Annotated in this window: 24 protein-coding genes and 1 pseudogene; 14 read left to right on the top strand and 11 right to left on the bottom strand. The window is 69.9% G+C overall.

The window, feature by feature from the left end; all coding sequences use genetic code 11:
• Nucleotides 1-15 precede the first annotated feature (15 nt).
• On the top strand, nucleotides 16-579 hold the full coding sequence (locus SSMG_RS10085; RefSeq protein WP_037713192.1) for an ATP/GTP-binding protein: 564 nt from the start codon (nucleotides 16-18) through the stop codon (nucleotides 577-579).
• A 139-nt stretch (nucleotides 580-718) separates the two neighbouring features.
• Here SSMG_RS10085 and SSMG_RS46775 read toward each other — a convergent pair whose 3' ends face one another.
• The 5 genes from SSMG_RS46775 to SSMG_RS10105 all read right to left on the bottom strand — a co-directional run bounded on the left by SSMG_RS46775 (nucleotide 719) and on the right by SSMG_RS10105 (nucleotide 2779).
• The gene (locus tag SSMG_RS46775; RefSeq protein WP_255409884.1) at nucleotides 719-901 is read right to left on the bottom strand and encodes a dihydrofolate reductase family protein; all 183 of its coding nucleotides are present in this window, start codon (nucleotides 899-901) and stop codon (nucleotides 719-721) included.
• Nucleotides 856-1281 carry a dihydrofolate reductase family protein gene (locus tag SSMG_RS10090; RefSeq protein WP_255409844.1) on the bottom strand — a complete coding sequence of 142 codons (426 nt, stop codon included), beginning with the start codon at nucleotides 1279-1281 and terminating at the stop codon, nucleotides 856-858. The genes SSMG_RS46775 and SSMG_RS10090 overlap by 46 nt, the downstream gene beginning before the upstream one ends.
• 84 nt (nucleotides 1282-1365) lie before the next feature.
• Entirely contained in the window at nucleotides 1366-2016 is a 651-nt protein-coding gene (locus SSMG_RS10095) for a DUF899 domain-containing protein (protein ID WP_037713194.1), read from the bottom strand.
• Nucleotides 2013-2450 carry an SRPBCC domain-containing protein gene (locus tag SSMG_RS10100; RefSeq protein ID WP_009075326.1) on the bottom strand — a complete coding sequence of 146 codons (438 nt, stop codon included), beginning with the start codon at nucleotides 2448-2450 and terminating at the stop codon, nucleotides 2013-2015. Before SSMG_RS10100 ends, SSMG_RS10095 begins: the two co-directional genes overlap by 4 nt.
• Nucleotides 2447-2779: a helix-turn-helix transcriptional regulator gene (locus SSMG_RS10105; protein ID WP_009075328.1), complete on the bottom strand. Its 333-nt coding sequence runs from the start codon at nucleotides 2777-2779 to the stop codon at nucleotides 2447-2449. The genes SSMG_RS10100 and SSMG_RS10105 overlap by 4 nt, the downstream gene beginning before the upstream one ends.
• Before the next feature lie 122 nt (nucleotides 2780-2901).
• Between SSMG_RS10105 and icmF the strand changes: the two genes are divergently transcribed.
• Nucleotides 2902-6141, top strand: a complete 3240-nt coding sequence (icmF, locus tag SSMG_RS10110; protein WP_009075329.1) for a fused isobutyryl-CoA mutase/GTPase IcmF — start codon at nucleotides 2902-2904, stop codon at nucleotides 6139-6141.
• A gap of 4 nt (nucleotides 6142-6145) precedes the next feature.
• On the opposite strand, the gene SSMG_RS10115 is transcribed toward icmF, so the two are convergent.
• The gene (locus SSMG_RS10115; RefSeq protein WP_009075331.1) at nucleotides 6146-6850 is read right to left on the bottom strand and encodes a class I SAM-dependent methyltransferase; all 705 of its coding nucleotides are present in this window, start codon (nucleotides 6848-6850) and stop codon (nucleotides 6146-6148) included.
• A 107-nt stretch (nucleotides 6851-6957) separates the two neighbouring features.
• On the opposite strand from SSMG_RS10115, the gene SSMG_RS10120 reads away from it, so the two are divergent.
• The gene (locus tag SSMG_RS10120) at nucleotides 6958-7794 is read left to right on the top strand and encodes an LLM class F420-dependent oxidoreductase (protein ID WP_009075334.1); all 837 of its coding nucleotides are present in this window, start codon (nucleotides 6958-6960) and stop codon (nucleotides 7792-7794) included.
• 59 nt (nucleotides 7795-7853) lie between these two features.
• On the opposite strand, the gene SSMG_RS10125 is transcribed toward SSMG_RS10120, so the two are convergent.
• On the bottom strand, nucleotides 7854-9854 hold the full coding sequence (locus SSMG_RS10125; RefSeq protein ID WP_009075337.1) for an acyl-CoA dehydrogenase family protein: 2001 nt from the start codon (nucleotides 9852-9854) through the stop codon (nucleotides 7854-7856).
• Between the two features lie 150 nt (nucleotides 9855-10004).
• On the opposite strand from SSMG_RS10125, the gene kstR reads away from it, so the two are divergent.
• The 9 genes and pseudogenes from kstR to SSMG_RS45295 all read left to right on the top strand — a co-directional run bounded on the left by kstR (nucleotide 10005) and on the right by SSMG_RS45295 (nucleotide 18240).
• Nucleotides 10005-10637 carry a cholesterol catabolism transcriptional regulator KstR gene (gene kstR / locus SSMG_RS10130; RefSeq protein ID WP_009075339.1) on the top strand — a complete coding sequence of 211 codons (633 nt, stop codon included), beginning with the start codon at nucleotides 10005-10007 and terminating at the stop codon, nucleotides 10635-10637.
• Nucleotides 10638-10789: 152 nt separating this feature from the next.
• A pseudogene (locus SSMG_RS47595) lies at nucleotides 10790-10861 on the top strand (hypothetical protein); the annotation flags it as partial.
• A 39-nt stretch (nucleotides 10862-10900) separates the two neighbouring features.
• Entirely contained in the window at nucleotides 10901-11224 is a 324-nt protein-coding gene (locus SSMG_RS46780) for a helix-turn-helix domain-containing protein (protein ID WP_234392755.1), read from the top strand.
• Complete coding sequence (locus SSMG_RS44690; protein ID WP_037713023.1) at nucleotides 11221-12075, top strand: IS3 family transposase; 855 nt, start codon at nucleotides 11221-11223, stop codon at nucleotides 12073-12075. The genes SSMG_RS46780 and SSMG_RS44690 overlap by 4 nt, the downstream gene beginning before the upstream one ends.
• Before the next feature lie 1219 nt (nucleotides 12076-13294).
• A complete protein-coding gene (locus tag SSMG_RS10145; RefSeq protein ID WP_353611751.1) occupies nucleotides 13295-15322 on the top strand; it encodes a DEAD/DEAH box helicase in 2028 nt (675 codons plus the stop codon).
• Nucleotides 15322-16473 (top strand): SWIM zinc finger family protein, encoded by a 1152-nt coding sequence (locus SSMG_RS10150; protein ID WP_009075342.1) that lies wholly within the window; start codon nucleotides 15322-15324, stop codon nucleotides 16471-16473. Before SSMG_RS10145 ends, SSMG_RS10150 begins: the two co-directional genes overlap by 1 nt.
• Nucleotides 16474-16531: 58 nt before the next feature.
• Nucleotides 16532-17353, top strand: a complete 822-nt coding sequence (locus tag SSMG_RS10155) for an SDR family NAD(P)-dependent oxidoreductase (RefSeq protein WP_009075343.1) — start codon at nucleotides 16532-16534, stop codon at nucleotides 17351-17353.
• A 1-nt stretch (nucleotide 17354) separates the two neighbouring features.
• Nucleotides 17355-17903 carry a TetR/AcrR family transcriptional regulator gene (locus SSMG_RS10160; protein ID WP_009075345.1) on the top strand — a complete coding sequence of 183 codons (549 nt, stop codon included), beginning with the start codon at nucleotides 17355-17357 and terminating at the stop codon, nucleotides 17901-17903.
• A gap of 10 nt (nucleotides 17904-17913) precedes the next feature.
• Nucleotides 17914-18240 carry a hypothetical protein gene (locus tag SSMG_RS45295; protein ID WP_009075348.1) on the top strand — a complete coding sequence of 109 codons (327 nt, stop codon included), beginning with the start codon at nucleotides 17914-17916 and terminating at the stop codon, nucleotides 18238-18240.
• 28 nt (nucleotides 18241-18268) lie between these two features.
• Here SSMG_RS45295 and SSMG_RS10170 read toward each other — a convergent pair whose 3' ends face one another.
• A complete protein-coding gene (locus tag SSMG_RS10170; protein WP_037713201.1) occupies nucleotides 18269-18979 on the bottom strand; it encodes a metalloregulator ArsR/SmtB family transcription factor in 711 nt (236 codons plus the stop codon).
• A 141-nt stretch (nucleotides 18980-19120) separates the two neighbouring features.
• Between SSMG_RS10170 and folE the strand changes: the two genes are divergently transcribed.
• Nucleotides 19121-19723: a GTP cyclohydrolase I FolE gene (gene folE, locus SSMG_RS10175; RefSeq protein WP_009075352.1), complete on the top strand. Its 603-nt coding sequence runs from the start codon at nucleotides 19121-19123 to the stop codon at nucleotides 19721-19723.
• Here folE and SSMG_RS10180 read toward each other — a convergent pair.
• Entirely contained in the window at nucleotides 19687-20925 is a 1239-nt protein-coding gene (locus SSMG_RS10180) for an alpha/beta hydrolase (RefSeq protein WP_037713203.1), read from the bottom strand. The genes folE and SSMG_RS10180 overlap by 37 nt on opposite strands.
• A 59-nt stretch (nucleotides 20926-20984) precedes the next feature.
• On the opposite strand from SSMG_RS10180, the gene SSMG_RS10185 reads away from it, so the two are divergent.
• Complete coding sequence (locus tag SSMG_RS10185) at nucleotides 20985-22379, top strand: wax ester/triacylglycerol synthase family O-acyltransferase (RefSeq protein WP_009075356.1); 1395 nt, start codon at nucleotides 20985-20987, stop codon at nucleotides 22377-22379.
• A 10-nt stretch (nucleotides 22380-22389) separates the two neighbouring features.
• Here the strand turns inward: SSMG_RS10185 and SSMG_RS10190 are convergent, their stop codons facing one another.
• A complete protein-coding gene (locus SSMG_RS10190; RefSeq protein WP_009075358.1) occupies nucleotides 22390-22932 on the bottom strand; it encodes a hypothetical protein in 543 nt (180 codons plus the stop codon).
• 48 nt (nucleotides 22933-22980) lie between these two features.
• Nucleotides 22981-24621, bottom strand: a complete 1641-nt coding sequence (locus SSMG_RS10195) for a TIGR04141 family sporadically distributed protein (protein WP_037716875.1) — start codon at nucleotides 24619-24621, stop codon at nucleotides 22981-22983.
• Nucleotides 24622-24906: the final 285 nt, after the last annotated feature.

Consider the following 24906-nt stretch of genomic DNA (forward strand, 5'->3'; position numbering starts at 1 on the left):
ACCGCGCCCCCGACCATGACATCGGCGAAGATCGTGGTGGCGGGCGGCTTCGGGGCGGGCAAGACGACCTTCGTGGGCTCGGTGTCGGAAATCGTTCCGCTCACCACCGAGGCGATGATGACCGACGCCAGCCGCGGCATCGACAACCTCGACCAGACCCCGTACAAGACGACCACCACGGTCGCCATGGACTTCGGCCGCGTCTCGCTCGACGCGGACCTGATCCTCTACCTGTTCGGCACGCCCGGCCAGCAGCGGTTCTGGTTCATGTGGGACGACCTGGTGCGCGGCGCCATCGGAGCGGTCGTGCTCGCCGACACCCGGCGGCTCGCGGACTCGTTCGCGCCGATCGACTTCTTCGAGGACCGCGGCCTGCCGTACATCGTCGGCGTGAACACCTTCGACGGCGTGCTGGAACACGACATCAATGATGTGCGCGAGGCGCTGTCGATCGATTCGAGCATTCCGATCGTCCGCTGCGACGCCCGGGAGCGGGAATCGACGAAGCAGACGCTGATCACGCTGGTCGAGTACGCGATGCGGCAGTGGATCGCGTTGCGCGCTGCGAAAGCCCACTGAAATTTTGGCGTCGGCTCCGCCGCCGCGGCGGGATCGCATTTAAGTCGGCGTGTGGAGGGGCAGTGCGCCCGGTCTGGGGGGCCGTGCACACTGCCCCTCCACACGCCGACGCGATCCCGCGTTGTGGTCGGTTCGGGAGTCAGAGCTTCGTGCGGTAGCGGAGCAGGACGACCGCGTTGTCGAAGGTGCGGGTTTCCCGCAGATCCAGGTTTGTGCGGTCGGCGCCTTCGGCGAAGGGGCGTTTGTCTCCGCCCAGGACTACCGGGTGGACGCAGATCAGGTACTCGTCGATGAGCCCGCGGCGGCCGAGTTCGGCGGCCAGGCGTAGCCGCCCATCAGGACGAGGTCGCCGTCCGCGGCTGCCTTGTGTGCGGCGACTTCTTCGGCCAGGTCGCCGCCGGCGATGCGGGTGTTCCAGTCCGCCGAGGTCAGGGTGCGGGAGAAGACCAATTTGGGCTTCTTCCGCCACAGCGGGGCATAGGCCAGGTCGTGCGGATGGTCCGAAATGGACTCCGCGACGGGCCAGTAGCTCGCCATCATTTCCCATACGCGGCGGCCGTAGGCGAACATCGCGGCGCGCTCGGAGAGTTCGTTCGAGTAGTCCGAGAGTTCCGGTCCCATGAGCGGCCAGTCGAACTCTCCGGCGGGGCCTTCGACGCAGCCGTCCAGCGACGTGTGGACGAGGTAGACCAGGTCGGCCATGGCGGGCTCGCTTCCTTGGCGGGAATGGGTCGCCAAGGGGTCGGAGCCGCCGCGGCCGGCCGGACATCTCGCGCGAGGAAAGTTTCAGTACTCGTCGTGCCGCCGCCACCAGCTGCTGGGCGCGTCGGTGCCGCGGGACTCCTCTTCCCACGCCTCCTGCCGTCCGAACGGGGTGACGTCCAGGTACCGCAGGGTGGAGACGAACTGGTCGCCGCCGCGGCCGGAGGTGAAGTAGGTGCGGTAGACGTCGTCCCCGTCGCGGAGGAACACGCTCACCCCGAAACCGCCGCCGACTCCGCAGTCCGCGGGGAAATCCGTGCCCGCGGCGGAAACCCACGGAAGCGTCCAACCCATCCTGGCCCAGTACCGCTCGATCTCCGGCGGCGTCGCGGGCGCGACGATTTTCAGCGTGACGTCGCGGGCGTGCAAGTGGGCGGGATGGCCCATGGAGTCCACGAACAGCGAGCAGCCCGGGCAGCCCGCTTCGTTTCCGGGGCCGAGCATCATGTGGTAGACGATCAGCTGGCGGCGGCCTTCGAAAAGGTCCAGGAGGGTGCGCGGGCCGTCCGGGCCGGTGAATGCGTACTGTTTCGCGAAGCGGACCATGGGCATCCGGCGGCGTTCCGCGGCCAGCCGGTCGCCCGCGCGCGTGTGTTCTTTTTCCTTGCGCAGCAAGTCTTCCCGGGCGCTTTCCCATTCCTCGGGCGAGACGACGCGGGGGAGTGCGGCGGTCATTTCATGTCCTCCAGGATGCGGTCGAGATCTTCGAAACCGGACTGCCAGCCGTCGCTGTGTCCGTCGCGTTCGGCTTCATTCGGGAACGGGGCTTGGTGGAACGTCATCGAGGTTTTGCCTGCCAATTCGGCGAAATCGATGGTGACGAGCGTTTCGCCGACTTCGTCCTCCGGGTGCTGCCAGCGGAAGGTGAACACGAGCCGGGACGGCGCCGAGACCTCGCGGTAGACGCCGGACGCCTGGCGGTCGACGCCCTGTTCGGTGCTGGTGATCCGGCTGTGCCAGGTACCGCCGGGACGCGGGTCGGTGCTGGTCTCGGACGCGACGAAGCCGTGCGGGCCGAACCAGCTCGCGAGGTGCGCCGGGTCGGTCCAGGCCCGGAACACCAGCTCCCGGGGCGCGTCGAAGACCCGCACGATGGTCAGCTCGCTCATTCAGTCCCCTCCCGCAACTGCCGCAGGTGCTCGTCCAGCCGGTCGAATCCGGACTCCCAGAACCGCCGGTACTCCGCGACCCATCCGGCCACCTCGGCCAGCGGCCCCGCTTCCAGCCGGCAGGGTCGCCATTGCTTGGTGCGGCCCCGGCTGATCAGGCCCGCCTGCTCCAGCACTTTCAGGTGCTTCGACACCGCCTGCAGGCTCACCTCGAAGGGCTCGGCCAGCTCGTTGACGGTGGCCTCGCCCTCGGTCAGGCGGGCGAGGATCGCGCGCCGGGTCGGGTCCGCCAGCGCGGCGAAAGTGGTGCTCAGCTGGTCCGTCGGCATCGGTGCTCAATCACTTGGTTAATTAACTGACAGGTTGAATATAGCCTGGATGTCAACCCTTGAGAGCCGGGTCACTTTCGGCTCGGGTTTCCAATAGTAGGAAGTCCTAGTAAATTGGGAGGATGAGCGGCAGCGACCTGTACCGTCCCGCGAACCCGGTCCGGTTCGTCACGGCATCCAGCTTGTTCGACGGCCACGACGCCTCGATCAACATCATGCGGCGGATCCTGCAGTCCCAGGGCGCGGAAGTCGTCCACCTCGGCCACAACCGGTCGGTCGACGAGGTGGCCACGGCGGCGATCGCCGAGGACGTCCAGGGCGTCGCCATCTCCGCCTACCAAGGCGGGCACGTCGAGTACTTCAGCTACCTCGTCGAGCTGCTGAACGAGCGCGGCGCGGGGCACATCAAGGTGTTCGGCGGCGGCGGTGGCGTCATCGTGCGCGAGGAGATCGACCTGCTGCATTCGCGCGGCGTGGCGCGGATCTTCTCGCCGGAAGACGGCTACGAGATGGGCCTGCCGGGCATGATCAACATGATGATCAAGGCCTGCGACAGCGACCTGTCCGCGCAGCCGCCCGCCTCGGTCGACAAGCTGCTGTCCGGCGAGGTGCCGGCGCTCGCGCGGGTGATCACCCAGCTGCAGCGCGAGAACCTGCCGGAAGACTGGCTCACGGCGATCGCCGAGGCGGCCGGGCAGCGGCAGGTGCCGGTCCTCGGCATCACCGGCACCGGCGGTTCCGGCAAGTCCTCGCTGACCGACGAGCTGATCCGCCGGTTCCGGCTCGACCAGGAAGACAAGCTGCGCATCGCCGTGCTCGCGGTGGACCCGTCGCGGCGCAAGGGCGGCGGCGCGCTGCTCGGCGACCGCATCCGGATGAACTGCCTCGACGGTTCCCCGGTGTACTTCCGTTCGCTCGCCACCCGCACCACCAGCGGCGAGATCCCGGTGGGCCTCAAGGAATCGATCCTGGCCTGCAAGGCGGCCGGATTCGACCTGGTGATCGTGGAGACGCCGGGCATCGGGCAGGGCGACGCGGGCATCGTCGACTACGTGGACGAGTCGCTGTACGTGATGACGCCGGAGTTCGGCGCCGCGTCGCAGCTGGAGAAGATCGACATGCTCGATTTCGCCGACGTGGTCGCGATCAACAAATTCGAGCGCCGCGGCGCCGAGGACGCGCGGCGCGACGTCGCGCGTCAGCTGGTGCGCAACCGCGAGGCGTTCGGCTCGGCGCCGGAGGACATGCCGGTGTACGGCACGAGCGCGGCGAAGTTCAACGACGACGGCGTGACCGCGCTGTACCAGCACCTGCGGGACCTGCTCGCCGACCGCGGGCTGTCGGTGTCGGCCGGTACGCTGCCGAAGGTTTCGGGCAAGGTCTCGACGGACGCCAGCACGATCATCCCGGGCAACCGGGCGCGCTACCTCGCGGAGATTTCCGAGACGGTGCGCGGATACCACGAGCAGACCGAGAAGCAGGTCGCCGCGGTCCGCAAGCGCGAGCACCTGGCCGCGGCCAAGGCCGCGCTGTCCGAAGCGGACGCCAGCACCGACGCGCTGGACGGCTTGCTCGCCGCCGCGGAGTCCGATGTGGACGGCGAATCGACCAAGCTCCTCGAACGCTTCCGGGTGCTCGCCGAGGAATACCGGCAGGACGAGCTGGTCGTGAAGATCCGGGACAAGGAGCTGCACACCCAGCTGTGGCGGGAAACGCTGTCCGGCAACCGGATCCCGCGCGTCGCGCTGCCGCGCTACACCGAGTCCGGCGAGCTGCTTTCCTTCCTGCGCCGGGAAAACCTGCCCGGCTACTTCCCCTACACGGCGGGCGTGTTCCCGTTCAAGCGCGAGGGCGAGGACCCGGCGCGGATGTTCGCCGGCGAGGGCGACGCGTTCCGCACCAACCGCCGGTTCAAGCTGCTGTCGGCCGATTCCGAGGCCAAGCGGCTGTCGACGGCGTTCGACTCGGTCACGCTCTACGGCCACGACCCGGACACCCGCCCGGACATCTACGGCAAGGTCGGCACCTCCGGCGTGTCCATCGCGACGCTGGACGACATGAAGGCGCTTTACGACGGTTTCGACCTGACCGCGCCGAACACCTCGGTGTCGATGACGATCAACGGTCCCGCGCCGACGATCCTCGCGTTCTTCCTGAACACCGCGATCGACCAGAAGTTCGCCGCGTTCCGCGAGGAGCACGGCCGCGAGCCCTCCGAGACCGAAGCGGCGGAGCTGCGGGAATGGGCGCTGAAGAACGTCCGCGGCACCGTGCAGGCGGACATCCTGAAGGAAGACCAGGGGCAGAACACCTGCATCTTCTCCACCGAGTTCAGCCTCCGGATGATGGCCGACATCCAGGAGTGGTTCATCCAGCACGGGGTGCGCAACTTCTACTCGGTGTCGATTTCCGGCTACCACATCGCCGAGGCCGGGGCGAACCCGATCTCGCAGCTGGCCTTCACGCTCGCCAACGGGTTCACCTACGTCGAGTCGTACCTGGCGCGCGGCATGGACATCGACGATTTCGCGCCGAACCTGTCGTTCTTCTTCTCCAACGGGATGGACGCGGAGTACTCGGTGCTCGGCCGGGTCGCGCGGCGGATCTGGGCCGTGGCGATGCGCGAGCGCTACGGCGCGAACGACCGGTCGCAGAAGCTCAAGTACCACGTGCAGACCTCCGGCCGGTCGCTGCACGCGCAGGAGATGAGCTTCAACGACATCCGCACCACGCTGCAGGCGCTGTGCGCGCTGTACGACAACGCGAACTCCTTGCACACCAACGCGTTCGACGAGGCGATCACCACGCCTTCGGAGTCCTCGGTGCGCCGTGCGATGGCCATCCAGATGATCATCAACAAGGAGTGGGGCCTGTCGAAGAACGAGAACCCGCTGCAGGGCTCGTTCGTCATCGACGAGCTGACCGACCTGGTCGAGGAGGCCGTGCTCACCGAGTTCGACCGGATCTCCGAACGCGGCGGTGTGCTCGGCGCGATGGAGACCGGCTACCAGCGCGGCCGGATCCAGGACGAATCGCTGCTGTACGAGCGCAAGAAGCACGACGGCTCGCTGCCGATCATCGGCGTCAACACCTTCCGCAACCCGAAGGCGGGGGAGGACGACGTCGAGGTGGAGCTGGCCCGCGCGACCGAGGACGAGAAGCAGTCCCAGCTGCGCCGGCTGGCCGAGTTCCAGCAGGGGCACCGCGAGGAGGCCCAGCAGGCGCTCAAGGCGCTGCGCGAGGCGGCCACCCGCGGCGGCAACCTGTTCGACGTGCTGATGGATGCCGCGCGGGTGTGCTCGCTCGGTCAGATCACCGAGGCGTTCTTCGAGGTGGGCGGCCAGTACCGGCGCAACGTCTGACCGGTCAGTCCCGGGTGGCGGCCAGCCGCCATACCGGGGCGAGGACCCGGCCCTGCTCGTCGACGTCCAGCGTGTCGAGCGCGGTCGGGTCCGGCGGTTCGCCCTCCGAGACGGCGGCGACCGCGGCGATCAAGCCCTCGCGGCTCATCGCGGTGGTGTAGACGGCCGGTTCGAGCGCGGTGATCGTCCAGCCGTTGCCGACCGTTTCGCGCAGATTCTGCTCGGTGATTCGGTACGGGATGGGGAAGTTCTCCGGTACCGCGTCGGAGAAGCAGAAGATGTTCAGCTGTGCGCCGGGCTTGGTCGCGCGCCCGAGCGCCGCCACGTACGCGTGTCGTTCTTCTTCGTCGAGACAGTGGTAAAGCGCACTGTCGAGGACTGCGTCGAAGCGGCCTTCGTACCCTTCGAGCCGGGTTGCGTCGGCCTGGGCGAAAGTGACGTCCAGGCCGCGCTTCGCGGCGGTTTCGCGGGCTCGCGCGAGCGCGGTCGGCGCACCGTCGAGACCGGTCACGCGGTGTCCGCGAGACGCGAGGTACATCGCGTTTTCGCCGAGACCGCAACCGATGTCGAGCACTTCGCCGTGGAAACCGCCGTCCGCTTCGAGGGCGACCACCGCAGGTTGCGGGCCGGCGATGTCCCACGGGATTTTCTCCCCGATCGGGGTCTTGCCTTGGTACATCTCCTCGAAGTCGACGTCCGTCACGTCCATCCGGAGCCTCCTATTCAACGGGTGATGATTTAACGCTAGCGGACCGGACCGGTGATCTGTCAACAGCCCGGGGGAATACCTGCCCGGCCCGCGGAGTAGAAGGAGGCATGGATTTCGGGATCTCGACGTTCGTGACCGACGAAGGCATCCGGCCCGACGTGCTGGGCGAGGCGGCGGAGGAGCGCGGATTCGCGTCGCTCTTCCTCGCCGAGCATTCGCACATCCCGGCGAGCCGCGAAACGCCGTACCCCAGCGGGGGCGAGCTGCCGCGGGTCTACTACCGCACGCTCGACCCGTTCGTGGCGCTGACCGCGGCCGCGGTGAACACCTCGAACCTGGTGCTGGGCACCGGCGTCGTGCTGCTGATCCAGCGCGACGTCATCCACACCGCGAAGGAGGCGGCCTCTCTCGACCTGGTGTCGCGCGGACGGTTCGCCTTCGGCGTCGGGGCGGGCTGGAACCGGGAGGAAATGGTCAACCACGGCACCGATCCGAAGACCCGCGGCGCGCTGCTGAACGAGCAGATCCGGGCGCTGAAGGAGATCTGGACGCAGGAGCAGGCCGAGTTCCACGGCGAGCACCTCGACTTCGACCCGATCTTCGCGTGGCCGAAGCCGGTGCAGACGCCGCATCCGCCGATCTACGTCGGCGGCGCGAGCCCCGCGGCGCTGAAGCGGCTGATCGAATACGGCGACGGCTGGATCCCGAACCCCGCGGTGTCGCCGGACGACGTGCGCCGCGTGCGCCAGCAGCTCGCCGACGCGGGACGCGGGGACATGCCGTCTCAGCTCTTCGGCGGACCCGCCGACGCGGACGCGATCAAGCAGTACGCCGACGCCGGGCTGGACCACTACGGGTTCATGCTGCCGACGCTGCCGGAGGCGGAAACGCTGGCGCTGCTGGACGAATACGCCCGTCTCGCCGCCGCTTTCCGCGCTGAATAGCGTGCCGTGAAGGACTCCTTGAGGGAATCTGATTCCCTCAAGGAGTCCTTCACGGACGTTCAGCGCGGCAGGCCGAGCACGCGTTCCGCGGCGGCGGACAGCAGGACCTGGGTGGTGCCGCCCGCGATCGACAGGCAGCGGGTGAGCAGGAACTCTTGTGCGGCTTGGGTTTCCGCGACCAGTTCCGGGGCGAGTTCGAGCGCGAACTCGGCCGTTTCCTGCCGATGCCGCACGCCGAGCAGCTTCGCCACCGACGATTCCGCGCCCGGTCCGAGGCCGTCCAGCCGCCGCAGCGTCGCGCGCAGGTCGAGCACCGAACACGCGCTGCCCTGCCCGATCAACGTGCCGAGCCGGTCGCGGTCCACGTCCCCGGGCGCGGATTCCAGCAGGGCCTCCACGTTCTCGCCCACCGCGGAACCGCGGCCCAGCGCGACGCGTTCGTTCGCCAGCGTCGTGCGCGCGAGCTTCCAGCCCGCGCCGGGTTCGCCGACGACATCGGCGTCCGGCACGAACACGTCGTCCAGGAAGACCTCGTTGAACACGCTCCGGCCGGTGATCTCGCGCAGCGGTCGCGTGGTGATTCCGTCGGCGCGCATGTCGACCAGGAAGTACGTGATTCCCTTGTGCTTCGGCACGTCCGGGTCGGTGCGGGCGAGGCAGATCGCCCAGTCCGCCTCGTGGGCGAGCGACGTCCACACCTTCTGCCCGGTCAGCCGCCAGCCGCCGTCCGTCCGGCGCGCCACGGTGCGCAGCGACGCGAGGTCCGAGCCGGCGCCGGGCTCGCTGAACAGCTGACACCACGTCACCTCGCCGCGCAGGGTCGGCTTGGCGAAGCGTTCGCGCTGGTCGTCGGTGCCGTGCGCGAGGATCGTCGGTACTGCCCAGCCACCGATCACCAGGTCCGGCCGGCGGATGTCCGCCGCGGTCAATGCGGCGTCGATGCGCAGCTGGGTGGCCGCGTCCGCGCCCAGACCGTACGGCTGGGGCCAGTGCGGGGCGAGCAAACCCGAGTCCGCGAGCGCGGTCCGGCGCTTTTCTTCCGGCTGCGCGGCGATTTCCGCGACCAGCCGGGTCACCTCGGCATCCTCGCCGACGTTCACCCCGAGCGTCCGCCGTTTCCCGGCCAACGCGAGGTCTGCGGCCCGCTTCCGCCATCGCTGCGAACCGCCGAGCCACTGCCGCAACGCCAACGCGCGCCGCAGGTACAGGTGCGCCTCGTGCTCCCAGGTGAACCCGATTCCGCCGAGTACCTGAATGCAGTCCTTCGCGTTCTCGACCGCAGCATCCAACGCCACTGCCGCAGCGCTCGCGACGGCCAGCGGATCGCTGACTGACGAAGCTGCGTCCCATGCCAGCGCCTCGGCCGCTTCGGTGCGGCACAACATCTCCGCGCAGAGGTGCTTCACCGCCTGGAAAGCGCCGATGACCTGGCCGAATTGCTCCCGGACCTTGGCGTACTCGACGGCCGTCGTCAGGCACCAACGCGCCACACCCGCCGCTTCCGCGACCGCGAGCGTCGCCGCGAGGTCGCGGACGTCCGGCAGGTCCAGCACTTCTCCGCGGGCGTCGGCCTTGACGCGCCCGAGCGACCGGGAAAAGTCGAAGGGAGCCAACGGTTCCACCGCTGTTCCAGGCGGAACCAGGACGTACCGGTCGCCGCGCGGCACGAGCAACCACGACTCGGCGTCCGCACCGGGCACGGTCGCCGATTCTTCCAACTGCACCGCGACCTGTGCGGTCCCGTCGGCGATCTCGGCGGCGAGTTCCTTCGCGTGCTCCGCGAGCAGCAACCCGGCCAGTGCGGTGCTCAGCAACGGCCCCGGCACCAGCGCCTCCGCAGCGGCGGCGAGCCCGGCCGCGAGATCCGCGACCGTCCCGTCCGCGCCGTTCACCGACGCGGGCAGCGCGATGCCAGTGAGGCCGAGCGCGGCAAACCCGTCCGGCAGACTGGCGCCAGTGGGTTCGGCCGAGCGCACAGCGGCGATCGGATCGTGTGCCGCCGCCCAGGCCTGCACGGCGGCAGCGAGCGCGGTTTGTTCCTCGGTGAGCGCGACCGGCATCGGTCTCCTCCTCGCGGGGTACGGAGCTACTGGCGAGTGTAGAACGTGTTATAGTTTTTCCGCCAGGCGGTCGCGAGTTGAACCTTTCTCCAGGGCAGGTACGCTTACCCGGAAACTGGAACGAGTTCCGCAAGGCAGAGGGGATTGGCGATGCCGGGGAAGGCGAAGACGCCGGCGGCGAAAACGCGGGCGAACGGCCTCGGCGCGATGGGCGAGGAACTGGGCTCCGCGGCCCAGCGGGACCGCCGCCGCCGCATCATCGACGCGACGCTGGCCCTGGCCTCGAAGGGCGGCTACGACGCGGTGCAGATGCGCGCGGTCGCGGAGAAGGCCGACGTCGCGCTGGGCACGCTGTACCGGTATTTCCCGTCGAAGATCCACCTGCTCGTGTCGGGTCTGGCACAGCAGTTCGAGGCCGCGCACGAGAAAATCCAGCGCAGCGCGATCCCCGGAGAAACCCCCGCCGAGCGGCTGATGTTCGTCCTGGGCCGCAACACCCGCCTGATGCAGCGCGACCCGCATTTGACAGAGGCGATGGTGCGCGCGTTCATGTTCGCCGACACGTCCGCGGCCGCCGAGGTCGAACTGGTCGGCCGCCTGATGGAGGACATGTTCGCGAGCGCGATGGGCATCGAGGACCCGACGGAGTCGGACCGCGACATCTTCCACGTGGTGGCGGATGTGTGGATGGCGAACCTGGTCGCCTGGGTGACCCGCCGCGCCTCCGCCGCAGACGTGGCGAGCCGCCTGGAACTCTCCGTTCACCTGCTCCTGGACAAGTAGCCCAGTACGTGAGGGGAACCCTCACGCACTCAGAGTCCCTCTGAACTGCGCCCCGGAAGTTGGACTGGGAATCCAGTTCCAGCTGTCCGGGGAGTGGTTCGTTGCATCCACGCAGTTCGTTGTCTGAGTGGCAGCGGGCGTCCGCTGTTGCGTTGTTCGAGGACGGGTATGGCGCGAAGGCCGTGGCGTCCCGGTTGGGGGTGTCGGCGGGTGCCGTGCGACGCTTGCGTGATCGTTGGAGGCTGCGGAGCGCGGGAGCGCTGATGGACAAGCCAGGCAGGCGGTCGTTCGCGTTCGAGTTCAAGCTGGAGGTCGTGCGCCGGTATGTCGGCGGCGAGGCGACCGCGGCCGAGCTGGCGCGCGAGCACGGGCTGTCCTCGCCCAAACTCGTGGAGAACTGGGCGCGGGCGTATCGGCGCGAGGGAGAGGACGCGTTGCGGCCCAAGCCGAAAGGCCGTCCGCCCGGTGTCGCGGACTCGCCGGGTCCCGGCGAGCTGGAGCGGTTGCGGGCGGAGAACCTGCGGCTGTCGGCGGAGAACGCCTACCTAAAAAAATTGCGGGCCTTGAGGGAGCAGGGGCGAGGGTGAAAACCCAGGCCGTCGCCGCCCTCAAGGCCGACTATCCGCTGCCGGTGCTGCTGGCGGTCGCGGGCCTGGCCCGGTCGACGTTCTTCCACCACCAGGCCCGGCCCGACCGGCCCGACCCGCACGCCGGGCTCAAGGCCGCGATCGCCGAGGCGTTCGAGGCCGCCCGCGGCCGCTACGGGCACCGGCGGATCCACACGGTCCTGGCCCGCGCCGGCTGGCGGGTGGCGAAGAAAACCGTGCTCGCGCTGATGAACGCCCTCGGCCTGGTCTGCCAGGTCCGGCGGCCGCGCCGGCGCCGGTCCTGGCCCGGCCGGCCCGGCACGGCCGCCGAGAACCTGCTCAACCGCGAGTTCGGCGCCGAGGCCCCGGACACCAAATGGGTCACCGACGTGACCGAGTTCCGCATCGGCGACCGCAAGGTCTACCTCTCGCCCGTGATCGACCTGTTCGACCGGTCCGTGATCGCCTACGCCTGCGGGCCGTCCCCGACGCTGGAGCTGACGAACTCCTCGCTGCGCGCCGCGATCGCGACCCTGCCCGCCGGAGCCCGCCCGCTGGTGCACTCCGACCAGGGCTTCCAGTACCGGCACGCCTCCTGGCGCTCCCTGCTCGCCGACGCCGGCCTGACCCAGTCGATGTCCCGGCGAGCCACCTGCCTGGACAACGCCGTCGCCGAGAACTTCTTCGGCCACCTCAAAGAAGAACTCTTCCACCACACCAAGTTCGACACCGTCGACACGTTCATCACGGCACTGCACGACTACATCGACTGGTACAACACCACCCGCATCTCCACCACGCTCCAAGGCCTGAGCCCGGCCGAATACCGGGCCCAGACCCTCGCCGCCTAACCTCTACATAACCAGTCCAACTTCCGGGGCCCAGTTCACTCAGGGTTCCCCTCACGACCCACCCGCCGCCCCCGCCGCCCCGCCGCCCGGGATGCGCCCCAATGCCACATTGGGTGCGTCAGACGCACCGAACGCCACATTGGGTGCATCACATGCACCGAACGCCACATTGGGTGCGTCACATGCACCCAATGCCACATTGGGGCGCTACCCGCACGCCGCGCCCCCCACCGCAACCACTCACCTAAGCCGCGTAAAAACCGCCGCCGGTGCACTCAAGCAGCGTGGCACCCAGCCCTCCCCCAACCCCGATACGAAGCCGCCCTGCGGTCTGGGGGTGCTTGTCAAGGCATCTTTCCCGCCTTGACAAGCACCCCCAGACCGTCAGCACAATCAAACTTCGGGGTGCCCCACGCAACCAAGGCGCAGCAATGTCGCCGCCAGGCGACGAGCAGCGCCCACCAGGCCGAACAGCAAAACTGTCAGACCCACCAGTTACCGTGCGAAGGTGGAGTTCGACCAGACCACCCAAGCCACCTACCTCCCCTCCGACCCCCCGCGCGAGGGAACCCTGGCGCTATGGGGCGACGAGATCGAGGGAGACACCCCGATCCAGCTAGTCCTGCCCGGCGGCGGAAAATTCGCCCGCACCGAGGTGGTCGCCCGACTCGTCCCGCTCGCGAAAGCACTCCCGCGCCTCCTCGCAGTACCGGACGAAACGAGCCCGTCGCTGACAGCATGGTCGGCAGTGGTCAACGCCGGAGTGAACCTCCGTGGCACGCGGACGATTGCGCCCAGCCTCCACTCCGAGCGGACTGGCCACCTGGCGGGTAGGCCCCCTGGACGCAGCAGACGAAGAACTCCTGCGCGGACTAGCGGCCGCGCTGCCGCCCGAAGCACACGCGCTGCCGCTGTCCGGCGTGAAACGAATCCGCCTGCACTCACCGGAATCACTGGTCCGCGCGGTCTGGGACGCAGCGGCGGACGTGCTCGTGCGCAGTCCGGCAGCGGCAGTCGGATCCGGCGGGGCGGCGTTCGCGGAAGCGCAGCCGACGCTGCTGGACCCGGACGGCGCGGCCTGGCTCACCGAACTGGAAGCCCGTAGCCCGGACGGCGCGCAACTGCTGTTGCGGATCGAAGCGACCGACGAGGAATTCTCCGGAGCACTGGCCGTCCGTTCCACCCTCGAACCGAGTCTGGTGGTCGACGCGGCCACGCTGTGGGAAACGCGCCCGAGGCGGTTGTGCACCGGCTCGGCGACCAGGTGGAAACGCAGCTTCTGCTCGGCCTGCGGCGGGGTGCGCGCGCGTGGCCGCCGCTGGGCCGGATCCTGTCCGAACCGGCGCCCACCACGCTGCCGCTGTCCGACGACGAGGTGGTCGACCTGCTCGGCACCGGCGCGCGCGACCTGGGCGGCGCGGGCATCGAAGTCCTGTGGCCCAAGGATCTTTTCGCCGGGGAAGTGCGGGCGAAGGCGAGCGTCACGCAGGCTCCGGCGAGCGAATCCGGTCCCGCGTTTCCGCTCAACGGACTGCTGGAGTTCCGCTGGCGGCTCAGTCTCGGCGGCAGCGAACTCACCGACGAGGAAGTCGCGGCGCTCGCCGAAGCCAAACGTCCGCTGGTCCGGTTGCGCGGGCAGTGGGTGAAGCTCGATCCCGCTCTGCTGGCGCGGATGCGGGCCCGCCGGTCGCGGCTCACCGGGGCCGAAGCGCTGGCCGCGGCGCTCACTGGCGAACTGGAGGTCGACGGCGAACGCGTCGAGTTCGCCCCGCAACCGGCGTTGGCCGGGCTCGCCGAACGCCTGCGGGAACGGGAGCCCGCGCCGGTCGAGGAACCGGCGGGGCTCACCGCCACGCTGCGGCCGTATCAACGAGCCGGGCTGGGCTGGCTGATCGCGATGACCGAACTCGGTCTCGGTGCCTGTCTCGCCGACGATATGGGGCTGGGCAAGACAATCCAGCTCATCGCTCTGCATCTGCACCGGCGCGCGCAGGCCGCGGGGCCGACGCTCGTGCTGTGCCCGACGTCGTTGCTGGGCAACTGGGAACGCGAGTTCGGCAAGTTCGCGCCGGATGTGCCGGTGCGGCGATTCCACGGCGGCGGACGGCATCTCGACGATCTCGCGCCGGACGAGGTCGTGCTCGCCACGTACGGGGTGCTGCGCCGCGACCGGGAGCTGCTGTCCGAAGTGGACTGGGGCATGGTCGCCGCGGACGAGGCGCAGCACGTCAAGAACCCGTTGTCCGCCACGGCGAAGGAACTGCGGCAGGTGCCCGCGGCGGCGCGCGTGGCGCTCACCGGAACGCCGGTGGAGAACCGGCTCACCGAACTGTGGTCGCTGCTCGACTGGACCACGCCGGGGCTGCTCGGCCCGCTGGAGAAGTTCCGGCGCACCGTCGCGCGGCCGATCGAACGGGACCGGGACGAGACGGTCACCGGAAGGCTCGCCGCGACGGTCCGGCCGTTCCTGTTGCGCCGCCGCAAAACCGACCCGGACATCGCGCCGGAGCTGCCGCGGAAAACCGAGACCGACCGGTACGTCCCGCTCACCGCCGAGCAGACCACGCTGTACGAGGCGGTCGTCCGGGAGAACCTCGCGCAGATCCGGGAGGCGCAAGGGGTGCAGCGGCGCGGGCAGGTGCTGAAGCTGCTCACCGAACTCAAGCAGATCTGCAATCACCCGGCGCACTACCTCAAGGAAAGCGCCGGGGTGCTGAGCGGACGGTCCGGCAAGCTCGCCGCGTTCGAGGAACTGCTGGACGTCATCCTCGACGAGGGCGAGAGCGTGCTGGTGTTCAGCCAGTACGTGCGGCTGTGCCGGTTGCTGGAGCGGCGGCTCGCCGAACGCGGGCTGCCGACCGCGCTGCTGTCCGGCGAGGTCGGCCCGAAGCAGCGCGACGAGATGGTGGCCGCCTTCCAGTCCGGCGAGGTGCCGGTGTTCCTGCTGTCGCTCAAGGCGGGCGGCGTCGGGCTCAACCTCACTCAGGCCACGCACGTGATCCACTACGACCGGTGGTGGAACCCGGCGGTGGAGGACCAGGCCACCGACCGCGCGTACCGGATCGGGCAGGACCGGCCGGTGCAGGTGCACCGGCTGATCGCCGAAGGCACGCTGGAGGAACGGATCGCCGCGGTGCTGGAAACCAAGCGCGGGCTGGCCGACGCGGTCGTGGGCGCGGGCGAGGACTGGATCACCGAACTGTCCGACGACCAGCTCGCCGACCTGGTCCGGCTCGGGAGCGGATGATGCCGCCGCGGCGGACGTTCGGGAGCCGGTGGTGGGGCCGGGCGTGGGTGGAAGCGCTGGAGCAGCGCGCCAAACTGGACCCGAACCGGTTGCCGCGCGGGCGGACGTACGCGCGCAAGGGCGTCGTGGACCAGCTGGAGATCGGCGCGGGCGAGATCACCGCGTGGGTACGGGGAAGCCGCCCGGACCCGTACCGCGTCGCGATCCGGATGCGTGTGTTCAGCGAGTCGGAATGGGACAAGCTGCTCGACGTCGCGGGTCGCCGCCTCGGGCATGCCGCCGCCTTACTCGACGGAGAGTTGCCGGAGGAACTGGCCGTCCAGGCGCGCGAGGCCGGGGCCGATTTGCTGCCCGGACCCGGCGATCTGCGGCCGCGGTGTTCCTGTCCGGACAGCGCGAATCCGTGCAAACACGTGGCCGCGGTCTACTACCTGGTCGCCGACGAGGTCGATGCCGATCCGTTCGTGCTGTTCACCCTGCGCGGCCGAGGCCGGGACGAGGTTTTGGCTCAACTGCGCGAATTGCGGACTCCGAGCGCTCGCCAGGCTCGCCCTCCGGAAGTCGGCCTGACGCCGAAAAAAGCCTACTCGCGCCGGATCGCGCCGCTGCCGCCGTTGCCCGCCATTCCCGGAGAAGCCGGTCCGCCCGCCGTGCTCGACCTCGACCCGCCCGCCCGCTCCGGCCTGACGTCGGCCGGCCTCGCCGCGCTGGCCGCCGACGCCGCGTCGCTCGCGCTCGAGCTGCTGCACACCCGAGATGCGTTGGCGGACTTGACTTTCGCCGAGGACCTGGCCCGTCGCGCGGCCCGGCCGGGTGCGGACGTCTTCGGGCTGGCGGCCGCCGCCGAGGTCGCGCCGTCGGAGCTGATCGTGTCCGCGCAGGCGTGGCGGGAAGCGGGCCGCAGCGGGCTGGCGGCGCTGCGGGACGTGTGGAATCCCGGGCCCGGCCCGTTGGCGGCGGCGCGCGCGGAACTCGCGGAATTGGCGGGGGAGGTGAAGGTATGGCGCAACCGGGTGACAGCCGGGCCGGTGCAGTTGCGCTATGGAAGGGACCGCCGGTGGTACCGGTTCGTGCGGGTCGCGGGGCAGTGGTGGCCGGACGGACCGCCAGCCGAGCAGCCGGTCGATCTCGCCTACCCCGCGGAGGGCTGAAACGCTGACGCCCAGCGAAACGAGACGGACCGTCTCGTTTCGTGCTAGCGTGGGCGTCATGACGAGAACCTGGGTGATCACCGGAACGAGCCGCGGCCTCGGCCGTGCGCTGGCGCTTGCCGCGGCGGAAGCGGGCGATCGCGTGCTGGCGACCGTCCGGACGCCGGGGAGCGCGCCGGAACACCGGAACGTCGTCGAGCACGTGCTCGACGTGCGAAACCGGGCCGCCGCGCGGGAAACCGTGCGGCGGGCAGTGGCCGAGTTCGGACGGCTGGACGTGGTGGTGAACAACGCCGGTTACGGACTGGTCGGCATGGCCGAGGAGGTGGGCGAGGACGAAGCGCGGGACATCCTGGAGACGAACCTGCTGGGCGCGTTGTGGCTGACGCAGGCGGCGCTGCCCGTGCTGCGGGAGCAGCGGTCGGGCCACGTCGTGCAGATTTCGTCGGTCGGCGGCGCCGGTTCGGTGCCCGGATTCGGGCTGTACAGCGCGAGCAAATGGGGGCTGGAAGGGATGAGCGAGGCGATCGCGCAGGAGGTCGCGGAGTTCGGCGTGCGGGTGAGCATCGTCGAACCGGGCGGGATGGACACCGAATGGGCGACCGGCAGCATGCGGTTCGCCGCCCCGGACCCGGCGTACGACGGACTGCGCGAGCGGATGTTCGGCACGACGACCGTCCCGTGGCCGACCACCGGCACCGGCGGCGGCACCCCGCCCGCGGAGATCGCCGCGGAGATCCTGCAGCACGTGAACGACCCCGCCGACCAGCGGTTGCGCGTCCTGACCGGTGCCGACGCCCCGGCGATGGTCGCGACCGCGCTGTCCGGACGGCTGACGGATTACCGCAAGGACAAGCGTTTCGCCGACGCGGAGATCTGACGTGGCGCGCGCCAGCACCCGAGCCCGCGTGCACGCCGCGGTGCTCTCCCTCGCCGCCGAGTCCGGTTTCGGCGGCCTGACCATGGAGGGCATCGCGGCCCGCGCGGGCGCCGGAAAGCAAACGCTGTACCGCACGTGGTCGTCGCCCGCCGCGGTGCTGCTCGACGCGCTGCTGGAGCAGAGCCTCGACGCAACCGGCGAAGTCGCCATCCCCGACACCGGCGACCTGCGCGCTGACCTGGAAACCTTGGTGCGCGGCATGATCGCCGAACTGACCGATCCGGCGACCGACCGCCTGCTCCGCGCGGTGACCGCCGAACTGCAGACCGATCCGGCCATCGGCGCCGAGGTCCTGGACCGCCTGCTGGGCCCGCAGTTGCGCGCGCTCGCCGACCGCTTGGCCCGCGCCGAGATCGCCTGCCCGGACGACGGCGCGGAACTGTTGCTGGGCCCGGTTTTCCATCGCTGGCTGCTGCGCACCCGGCCGTTCCCGGAGGACTGGCCTGCCGCACATGTGGAGCGAGTCCTGCGCGCGGTCTCGTTCGGCTAGCTTTGCGCACGTGGCAAGACAGACCCCGCGCTCTGCCGCTGACCGATGGGCCCGGCAGCGCCCGTTCCTGCTCGATCTTTGCCGCGCTTGGAAAGCCGACCTGGAAACCCGCGTTCCGGCGCGGACTGTCGTCGTGGAGCTGCACCCGGAGTCGGCTCCGACGTCCGGTTGGAACTGGTTCCTCTCGTTCGCCATCGACGACGCTGAATTCGACGCGTTCGTCGCGGCGGATCTCTCGACGGCCGCCTTCGAAGACGTCCGGGGTGTTTTCGAAGCTCACGTGAAGCTGGAGGACATCCCCGCTTACCTGGCCCGCAGGCTGAAGGCGGCCGGTTGACTCGGTTCCGGGTAGTCCGCGCGCCGAGTCAGCTGCCGGTCGACTCCGTCCCGCGAAGTTCCACGCAACACCCGCCGTCGCGCGGGGCGACCCGGGCCGTCGTCACGCCCGGGACCTGGAGGCCTTCCACGACCCCGTTCAGGAACCGGTCCGTCATGCCGCACACCAGGTCCGGCGCGCGGCCTGCCAGCGGCTGGAACGGGCAGTTGCGCAGCCGCAGGCACACCGGCGTCTCGCGGTTGGGTTCGAAACCGTGCCGGGCCAGGACCGTGCTCGTCAGGGTCAGCCCGCGTTCGGTGCCCAAACGGCCTGGTCGGGAGCGTTCGCGTTCGGCGGCGCCAGCCGCGGACCCGTGCCGTCCGGCTTCGCGGAGGGCGGCGTCGCGGGCCGGTTCGCCAGGGGCCGCCGAGGCGACCGCGTCGACCAGGATCGCGGCCAGGACGTCCGGCTGCCGGGGCGGGATGGTGATCGCGAAGTCGGTGGGGGCGGGTTCGTAGACCTTCGGGGCGCGGCCCACCTTCCGGACGCCGCCGACTGTCTCGTAGCGGGCGCGCAGGAGGCCGGCCGTCACGAGTTTGTCCAGGTGGAACGCGGCCAGCTTGCGCGAGATGCCGACCGCGGCGGCCGCCTCCTCGCGCGTCACCGGGCGGCCGGCGTCGCGGATGAAGGCGTACATGCCCCGGCGCAGGTCCTCGTCCAGCGCCGCTACCGCGCGGATGGTCGCCAGGTCACTCGTCACACACCCACGATAACGCCCAGCGAGGTTCCCCGAACCCGCCACCTGGCTTGTTCACCTGGTCACATTGACTCCACCGGGCAATAAGACAAAGATTTATCGGCGAAACCCTGTCCTGCCAGCCCCGAAGCCCGAGGATCGCCCATGCAGTCGTCCGGAACCGCCCTCCGCGTCGTCCACGAGCCAGTCCCCGGCTTCGACCTGGCCGCGGCCGAGAACGCGGCGGGGGATTTCCTGCGCGCCCTCGGCATCAGCCTCGACTCGGAGAGCCTGCGCGGCACGCCCGGCCGGATGGCCCGCGCGTACGCCGAGCTGTTCACGCCGCGCTCGTTCGACCTGACCACGTTCCCCAACGACGAGGGCTACGACGAACTGGTGCTGGCCCGCGACATCCCGGTCCGGTCGGTCTGCGAACACCACCTGCTGCCGTTCATCGGGGTCGCGCACGTCGGGTACCTGCCGGGCGAGCGGATCCTCGGACTCTCGAAGCTGGCGCGCGTCGTCGAGCACTTCGCGTGCCGCCCGCAGGTGCAGGAACGGCTGACGAAGCAGATCGCGGGCTGGCTCGGCGACCAGCTGACCCCGAAGGGCGTCGGCGTGGTGATCGAGGCCGAACACACCTGCATGACCCTGCGCGGCGTACAGGCGACCGGCTCGTCGACGGTGACGTCCACGCTGATGGGGACGCTTCGGGAGGACGCCCGGTCGCGTCAGGAGTTCTTCTCGTTGACCGGCGTGAACGCCTGAGCGTAGGCCCAGTCGAGGAAGTGTTCGACACCCCGAACCACGTGCGTGCTGCGGATTGACGGGAACACGTCGAACGCGTGCTGCGCCCCGGCAAGTTCGGCATACGCCACCGGATGGGCGGACTTAGCCCGCAACCGCGCGACGAACTCCCGCGCTTCCGCGACCGGCACGAGCGAATCGTGCTTGCCGTGGATCACGAAGAACGGCGGGGCGTCCTCGGAGACCCGGTCCATCGGGGACGCGGCGAGGTAGTCGTCCAGGCGGTGCTCCGGGGCGAACACCCGGCGCGCCATCAGGCTTTCCAGCCGGTACCGACTTTCCGCCTCGCCGGTCGAGGCGGCGATGTCGTACACGCCGTAGTGCGGCACGCAGGCCTGCACGCTCGTGTCCGCCTCCTCGAACCCGGGTTGCAGTGCCGGGTCGTTCTGGCTCAGCGCGAGCAGCGCGGCCAGGTGCCCGCCCGCCGAACCGCCGGTCACCGCGACGAACCGGGGGTCTCCGCCGTACTCGGCGATGTGTTCGCGGATCCAGGCGAGCGCTTGTTTGGCCGCCACGATGTGCGCGGGCCAGCGCGACGCGGGGGAGAGCGGGTAGTTGATCGCGACGCAGACCCAGCCGCGGCGGGCGAGGTGGCGCATCAGCGGCAGGCCTTGCTGTTCCTTGTTGCCGATCGTCCACGCGCCGCCGTGGATCTGCAGCAGCACCGGTGCGTCGCGGACCGTCTCGCGCGGGCGGTAGACGTCCAGCAGGAAACGTTTGCCACCGGGGGCGTACGCGACGTTCCGGTCGCGCACGACGTCCGGCTCGTGCATCCGGAACGGCATCAGCAGGCGGCCCCACGGCGTCGAGAAGTCCGAGGGGCTCTCCAGGTGGTCCTTGTAGTCCTCGCCGAGCGCCTCGACCAGCGCGGCCTCGACCTCGAGGCGCGCCTTCAGCGAGGTCCCGATCAGCGACGCGAAACCGGCTGCGGACAGCCCGGCCAACGCCAGTCCGACGCGGTCGCTGGGGCGGCGCACCCCGTGGCGCGCGAGGTGCTGCACGGTGTCGGCCGCGGTGAGCGCGAGCAGGTGCGGCGCGAGTTCGCCGGTGAGCCAGCCGGCGAAGAACACCGGGATCGAGGTCGACCGCGGTTTCGGCGGTGCCACGGCGAGTGCGGCGAGACCGAGCTGCGCCGCGCGGCGGGTCACGAAGTCCGGTTTCACCTGCCCGATGCTACCTCCGCCGAGCGCCGCGGCCAGGGTTCTGCCTTACCCTGGCAGACATGCAGCGACTGAGCGGGCTGGACGCGAGCTTCCTCTACCTGGAGACGCCCTCGCAGGTCCTGCACGTCTGCGGCCTGCTCACCCTCGACGGCTCGACCATGCCCGGCGGCTACACCTTCGGGGAGTTCAAGCGCCGCCTCGCCGAACGCGTCGCGGTGATCCCGGCGTTCCGCCGCAAACTCCACAATCCGCTGTGGAACCTGAACCATCCGGTGTGGGTCGAGGACGAGGATTTCGACCTCGACAACCACGTGCACCGGATCGGCCTGCCCGCCCCGGGCGACGACCGCGAACTCGCCGAGATGTGCGCGCACATCGCCGGGCAGCGGCTCGACCGCGCGCATCCGCTGTGGCAGTGCTACGTGATCGAGGGTCTTTCGGACGGGCGGCTGGCGGTGCTGCTGAAAATGCACCACGCGAGCGTCGACGGCGTCGGCGGGGCCAGCCTGATCGGCTACCTAGCCGGTCTCGAACCCGACGCGCCGCTGCCGGAACTGCCCGCAGGCGAGCGCCACAACGACGGTCTCCCCACCCGGCTGCGGCTGCTGCGCGAGAGCGCCGATTCGCTGCTGCACCGCCCGTTCGAGATCGCCCGGTTGCTGCCGGAGCTGCTGGAACTGGTCCCGCGCTGGCTCGGAAAAGCGTTGCGCGGCAAGGGAATGCCAGTGCCGTTCACCGCGCCGCGGACCTCGCTGAACGGCACCATCACCGGGCACCGTTCGGTCGCCTTCGCGCAGCTGGACCTCGACGCGGTGAAGCAGGTGAAGGACGCTTTCGGCGTCACCGTGAACGACGTGGTGCTGGCGCTGGTTTCCGGTGCGCTGCGGCAATTCCTGCTCGGCCGCGGCGAACTGCCGGGAGACCCGCTGGTGGCGACGGTGCCGGTGTCCGTGCACGAACGCACGGAACGCGATCGCGGCAGCAACCGGGTGTCCGCCTTTTTCGCTTCGCTGCCAACGCATCTGTCCGACCCGGCGGCGCGCGTGTTCTTCCTGGCCGAGGCGAACCGCCGCGCGAAGGACCACCATTACGACATCGACGCCGACATGCTCGCCGACTGGGCCCAGTTCTCCCCGGCGACGGTGTTCGGGCTGGGCGTGCGCGCGTATTCGGCGCTGCGGCTGGCCGAACGGCATCCGGTGGTGCACAACCTGATCATCTCGAACGTGCCCGGTCCGCCGATGCCGTTGTATTTGCTGGGCGCGCGGATCACCGGGCTGTACCCATTGGGGCCGGTCTTTCACGGGGCGGGGCTCAACATCACGGTGCTGTCGAACGACGGCAAGATCGGCGTCGGGTTGCTGGGGGCCAAGGAATTGGTGAAGGATCTGTGGCCGCTGGCGGACGCGCTGCCGGAGGCGATGGACGAGTTGAGCAAGGCCGCGCCGGTCTGATCGCCGGGCGCTACGAGCACTCCAGCGTCACGGCCCGGCAGTCGGCGTCCATCTTGTCCGCCAGTGCTTTGACGCCCTGGAAATCGCGGTTCTCGAAGCCGCTCGCGATGAGGCGGAGGTCGCTGGCCACGATCCGGATCTCGGTGCGCGCCCGGCCGGTGCCCGCTTCGTCGGCCGCGCTGGCGAACTCGGCGGCGCAACCGCGGAACTCGGCGGCCGCGGACCCGGGATCGGCCGGGCCGGACGGATTCGCGTCGAGACTCGTCTTCCTCTCCCGCATCACGCTCGTGGCCTGCCCGCAGCCGGGGTCTTGCACGGGGGCGGTCCGGGTGGGGGTCGACCGCACGGAGGCAGGCTGCGGCGAGGCGGACTGCGCGGTCGTCTGCGGATGCGCGGAATGGCGATCGAACCAGGCTTTCAGCTCGTCCCAGTTGTGGATCCCGAACCAGGCCAGCAGGGCGAGCACCGCGGTCGCCACGCCGAGCCACTCCTTGATGTGCTTGGGATCGCCGCCGGACGGTGTGCCGCCGGTGCTTTCAGGCGTTTCAGACATCGGGCCCCCTCTTCCGGAGGTCTATTGTCCCCGATTCCGCACCTTGGGTCACCCTCCGTGTCGACGCTTCTTCTTCGCCGTGTAAGGGATGTCGGCGACCTTCAACGTCGCCCGCAAGCTCCGCACCGCCCGGTCCAGTCGCAGCAAGGCGACCTGCGAGAGCGTGAACAACTCGTCGACTTCCCACGCCCGCCCGGCGGCAGCGAGCACGACAGTGTCCGGTGCGCCGCCCAGCGTCCGGCCGGGGTCCAATGTGGACACTTTGTCGGCCAGCTGCGCCAACGCTTCCGGCTCGTCGTGCAAAGCTTCGGCAGACACGAGCGCCTGGGTGTAGAGGTGGCTGGCCGCCGTCGCCCGGCCCAGCCATTTGACGTGGATCAGCTCGTCCTCGGGTCCCAGCAAATCGCACAGTTCGAACCGCGGATGCAGGGGAGTGCTCGCGAAATCCTTGTCCAGGCACAGATATCCCGGTGCGAGCGCGGCCACCTGCTGGCAGTACCGATGCTCGTCGTCGGGCTGCCCGCTCGGTTTCCATGTGACGTCCGGCCAAATCTGCTTGCGCGCCAGCACATCGCGCACCTGATCCCGCATCTGCGCCACGTATGTCTCGCCGATCCGGTACCAGCGCGACTGATGGAAGACGTACCGGGTGTGCTCGACGGTCGTCTCGAACACCAGCCAGCGCGCGGCGGGCAGCGGCGCTCCGGTGGGTTCCGCGCCGGCCTCGTCGGCGCACGTCGTGATGCGGCCCGCGCGCAGGGCTTTCAGCCGCCGCTCCACGGGGATTCCGGAGAGGCGCGTGGTCAGGTGGTCCAGTTCCAGGCGGCCGGGGACGTGGATCGGGCCGCCGGGGCCGAGGCCGGTGATGCGGAACGAACCGGCGTTCTCCGCGTCGTTCGCGGCGCTGGACGGCCAGGCCAGGCCGAGCGCGTCGCTGCCGCCGAGCGCTTCGGCGAGTTGCCGTTCGAGTTCGGGCACGAGCGGGTGGTGGCGGTCCATCGGGCGGGTCTGGGCGATGAACCGCAGTGCGGAATCCGCGTCCGGCTCGTCGACGACGGCCCCGACAGCGTCGAGATCGGCCAGGAACGCTTCGGGATCCTTCGCCAGCGGCGCCCAGAGCGAGGTGCCGACGCGGATGCGGTAGCGCTTGCCGGTCACCCGGCCGTAGGTGAGGTCGGTGAGATCCGCCGAACCGGCGAGCCGGTGCACGAGGTCGCCGTACGGTTCGAGCCGGAACGCGGACAGTTCGCCGCCGCCCGGGATCGAGATTTGCGTGGCGCGCGCGGAAACGTCCAGCGCGGCGCTCGCGACGAGGCCGAGGTCGAACGGGTCGAGCCGGCGGATTCCGAAGCGCAGCCCGAAACCCTGCTCGACGTGTTCGTCGTTGAGCACGAGATGTCCCGCGCCCCAGGTGACCGCGTAGGTCCACGGCGGGCGCGGCACGAGCAGGACGGCGAACGGCAGCGTCGAGGGCAGGTCGAGCGGGCCGCCGCCGAGGGCTTCGGCGTGCGGCAGCCAGTGCGGGGCCTCGGTGCGGAACGCGCCCGCGACGAGCCGGGCGCGCGTGCCGGGCAGGTCGACCGGGCGGTCGGCGGTGATCTGGTCGGCCGACAGCGGGGTCAGCAGGTCGGATTCCGCCGCGGAGCCGTCGAGGCGGAAGAGGGACGCCGGACGGCTGGGGGCAGGCATGACCACCACCGAAGGACGGAATTCCAGGACGTCCGATCAGCGTAGGCCGCGCGGCGGTACGGCCGGTTAATCACGGAGCGCGAATGGCGTGCGAAATGGTGAAATCCCGTTGAATTACCCATTCACGGGACGCGGGCACGGCCGATGATAGGGTTTCCTTCCGAGATGTGCCACAGCGGGTTTTCCGAGGCCGGGCAACGAGTGGGTGATCCCGTGATGGCCGTTTACTGGACGCGGAATTGCGATCGGAATAAATTGTCCCGTTCCCGGGAAAGAACCTGTTCG

Source organism: Streptomyces sp. AA4, assembly GCF_000158875.1.
Classification (GTDB): Bacteria; Actinomycetota; Actinomycetes; order Mycobacteriales; family Pseudonocardiaceae; genus Amycolatopsis.

Excerpts from the sequence above, each read along its gene's own strand:
- SSMG_RS10085 (WP_037713192.1), top strand. The coding sequence starts at position 16 with ATGACATCGGCGAAGATCGTGGTGGCGGGCGGCTTCGGGGCGGGCAAG.
- SSMG_RS10090 (WP_255409844.1), bottom strand. The coding sequence starts at position 1,281 with ATGGCCGACCTGGTCTACCTCGTCCACACGTCGCTGGACGGCTGCGTC.
- SSMG_RS10095 (WP_037713194.1), bottom strand. The coding sequence starts at position 2,016 with ATGACCGCCGCACTCCCCCGCGTCGTCTCGCCCGAGGAATGGGAAAGC.
- SSMG_RS10100 (WP_009075326.1), bottom strand. The coding sequence starts at position 2,450 with ATGAGCGAGCTGACCATCGTGCGGGTCTTCGACGCGCCCCGGGAGCTG.
- SSMG_RS10105 (WP_009075328.1), bottom strand. The coding sequence starts at position 2,779 with ATGCCGACGGACCAGCTGAGCACCACTTTCGCCGCGCTGGCGGACCCG.
- icmF (WP_009075329.1), top strand. The coding sequence starts at position 2,902 with ATGAGCGGCAGCGACCTGTACCGTCCCGCGAACCCGGTCCGGTTCGTC.
- SSMG_RS10115 (WP_009075331.1), bottom strand. The coding sequence starts at position 6,850 with ATGGACGTGACGGACGTCGACTTCGAGGAGATGTACCAAGGCAAGACC.
- SSMG_RS10120 (WP_009075334.1), top strand. The coding sequence starts at position 6,958 with ATGGATTTCGGGATCTCGACGTTCGTGACCGACGAAGGCATCCGGCCC.
- SSMG_RS10125 (WP_009075337.1), bottom strand. The coding sequence starts at position 9,854 with ATGCCGGTCGCGCTCACCGAGGAACAAACCGCGCTCGCTGCCGCCGTG.
- kstR (WP_009075339.1), top strand. The coding sequence starts at position 10,005 with ATGCCGGGGAAGGCGAAGACGCCGGCGGCGAAAACGCGGGCGAACGGC.
- SSMG_RS46780 (WP_234392755.1), top strand. The coding sequence starts at position 10,901 with ATGGACAAGCCAGGCAGGCGGTCGTTCGCGTTCGAGTTCAAGCTGGAG.
- SSMG_RS10150 (WP_009075342.1), top strand. The coding sequence starts at position 15,322 with ATGCCGCCGCGGCGGACGTTCGGGAGCCGGTGGTGGGGCCGGGCGTGG.
- SSMG_RS10155 (WP_009075343.1), top strand. The coding sequence starts at position 16,532 with ATGACGAGAACCTGGGTGATCACCGGAACGAGCCGCGGCCTCGGCCGT.
- folE (WP_009075352.1), top strand. The coding sequence starts at position 19,121 with ATGCAGTCGTCCGGAACCGCCCTCCGCGTCGTCCACGAGCCAGTCCCC.
- SSMG_RS10185 (WP_009075356.1), top strand. The coding sequence starts at position 20,985 with ATGCAGCGACTGAGCGGGCTGGACGCGAGCTTCCTCTACCTGGAGACG.
- SSMG_RS10190 (WP_009075358.1), bottom strand. The coding sequence starts at position 22,932 with ATGTCTGAAACGCCTGAAAGCACCGGCGGCACACCGTCCGGCGGCGAT.
- SSMG_RS10195 (WP_037716875.1), bottom strand. The coding sequence starts at position 24,621 with ATGCCTGCCCCCAGCCGTCCGGCGTCCCTCTTCCGCCTCGACGGCTCC.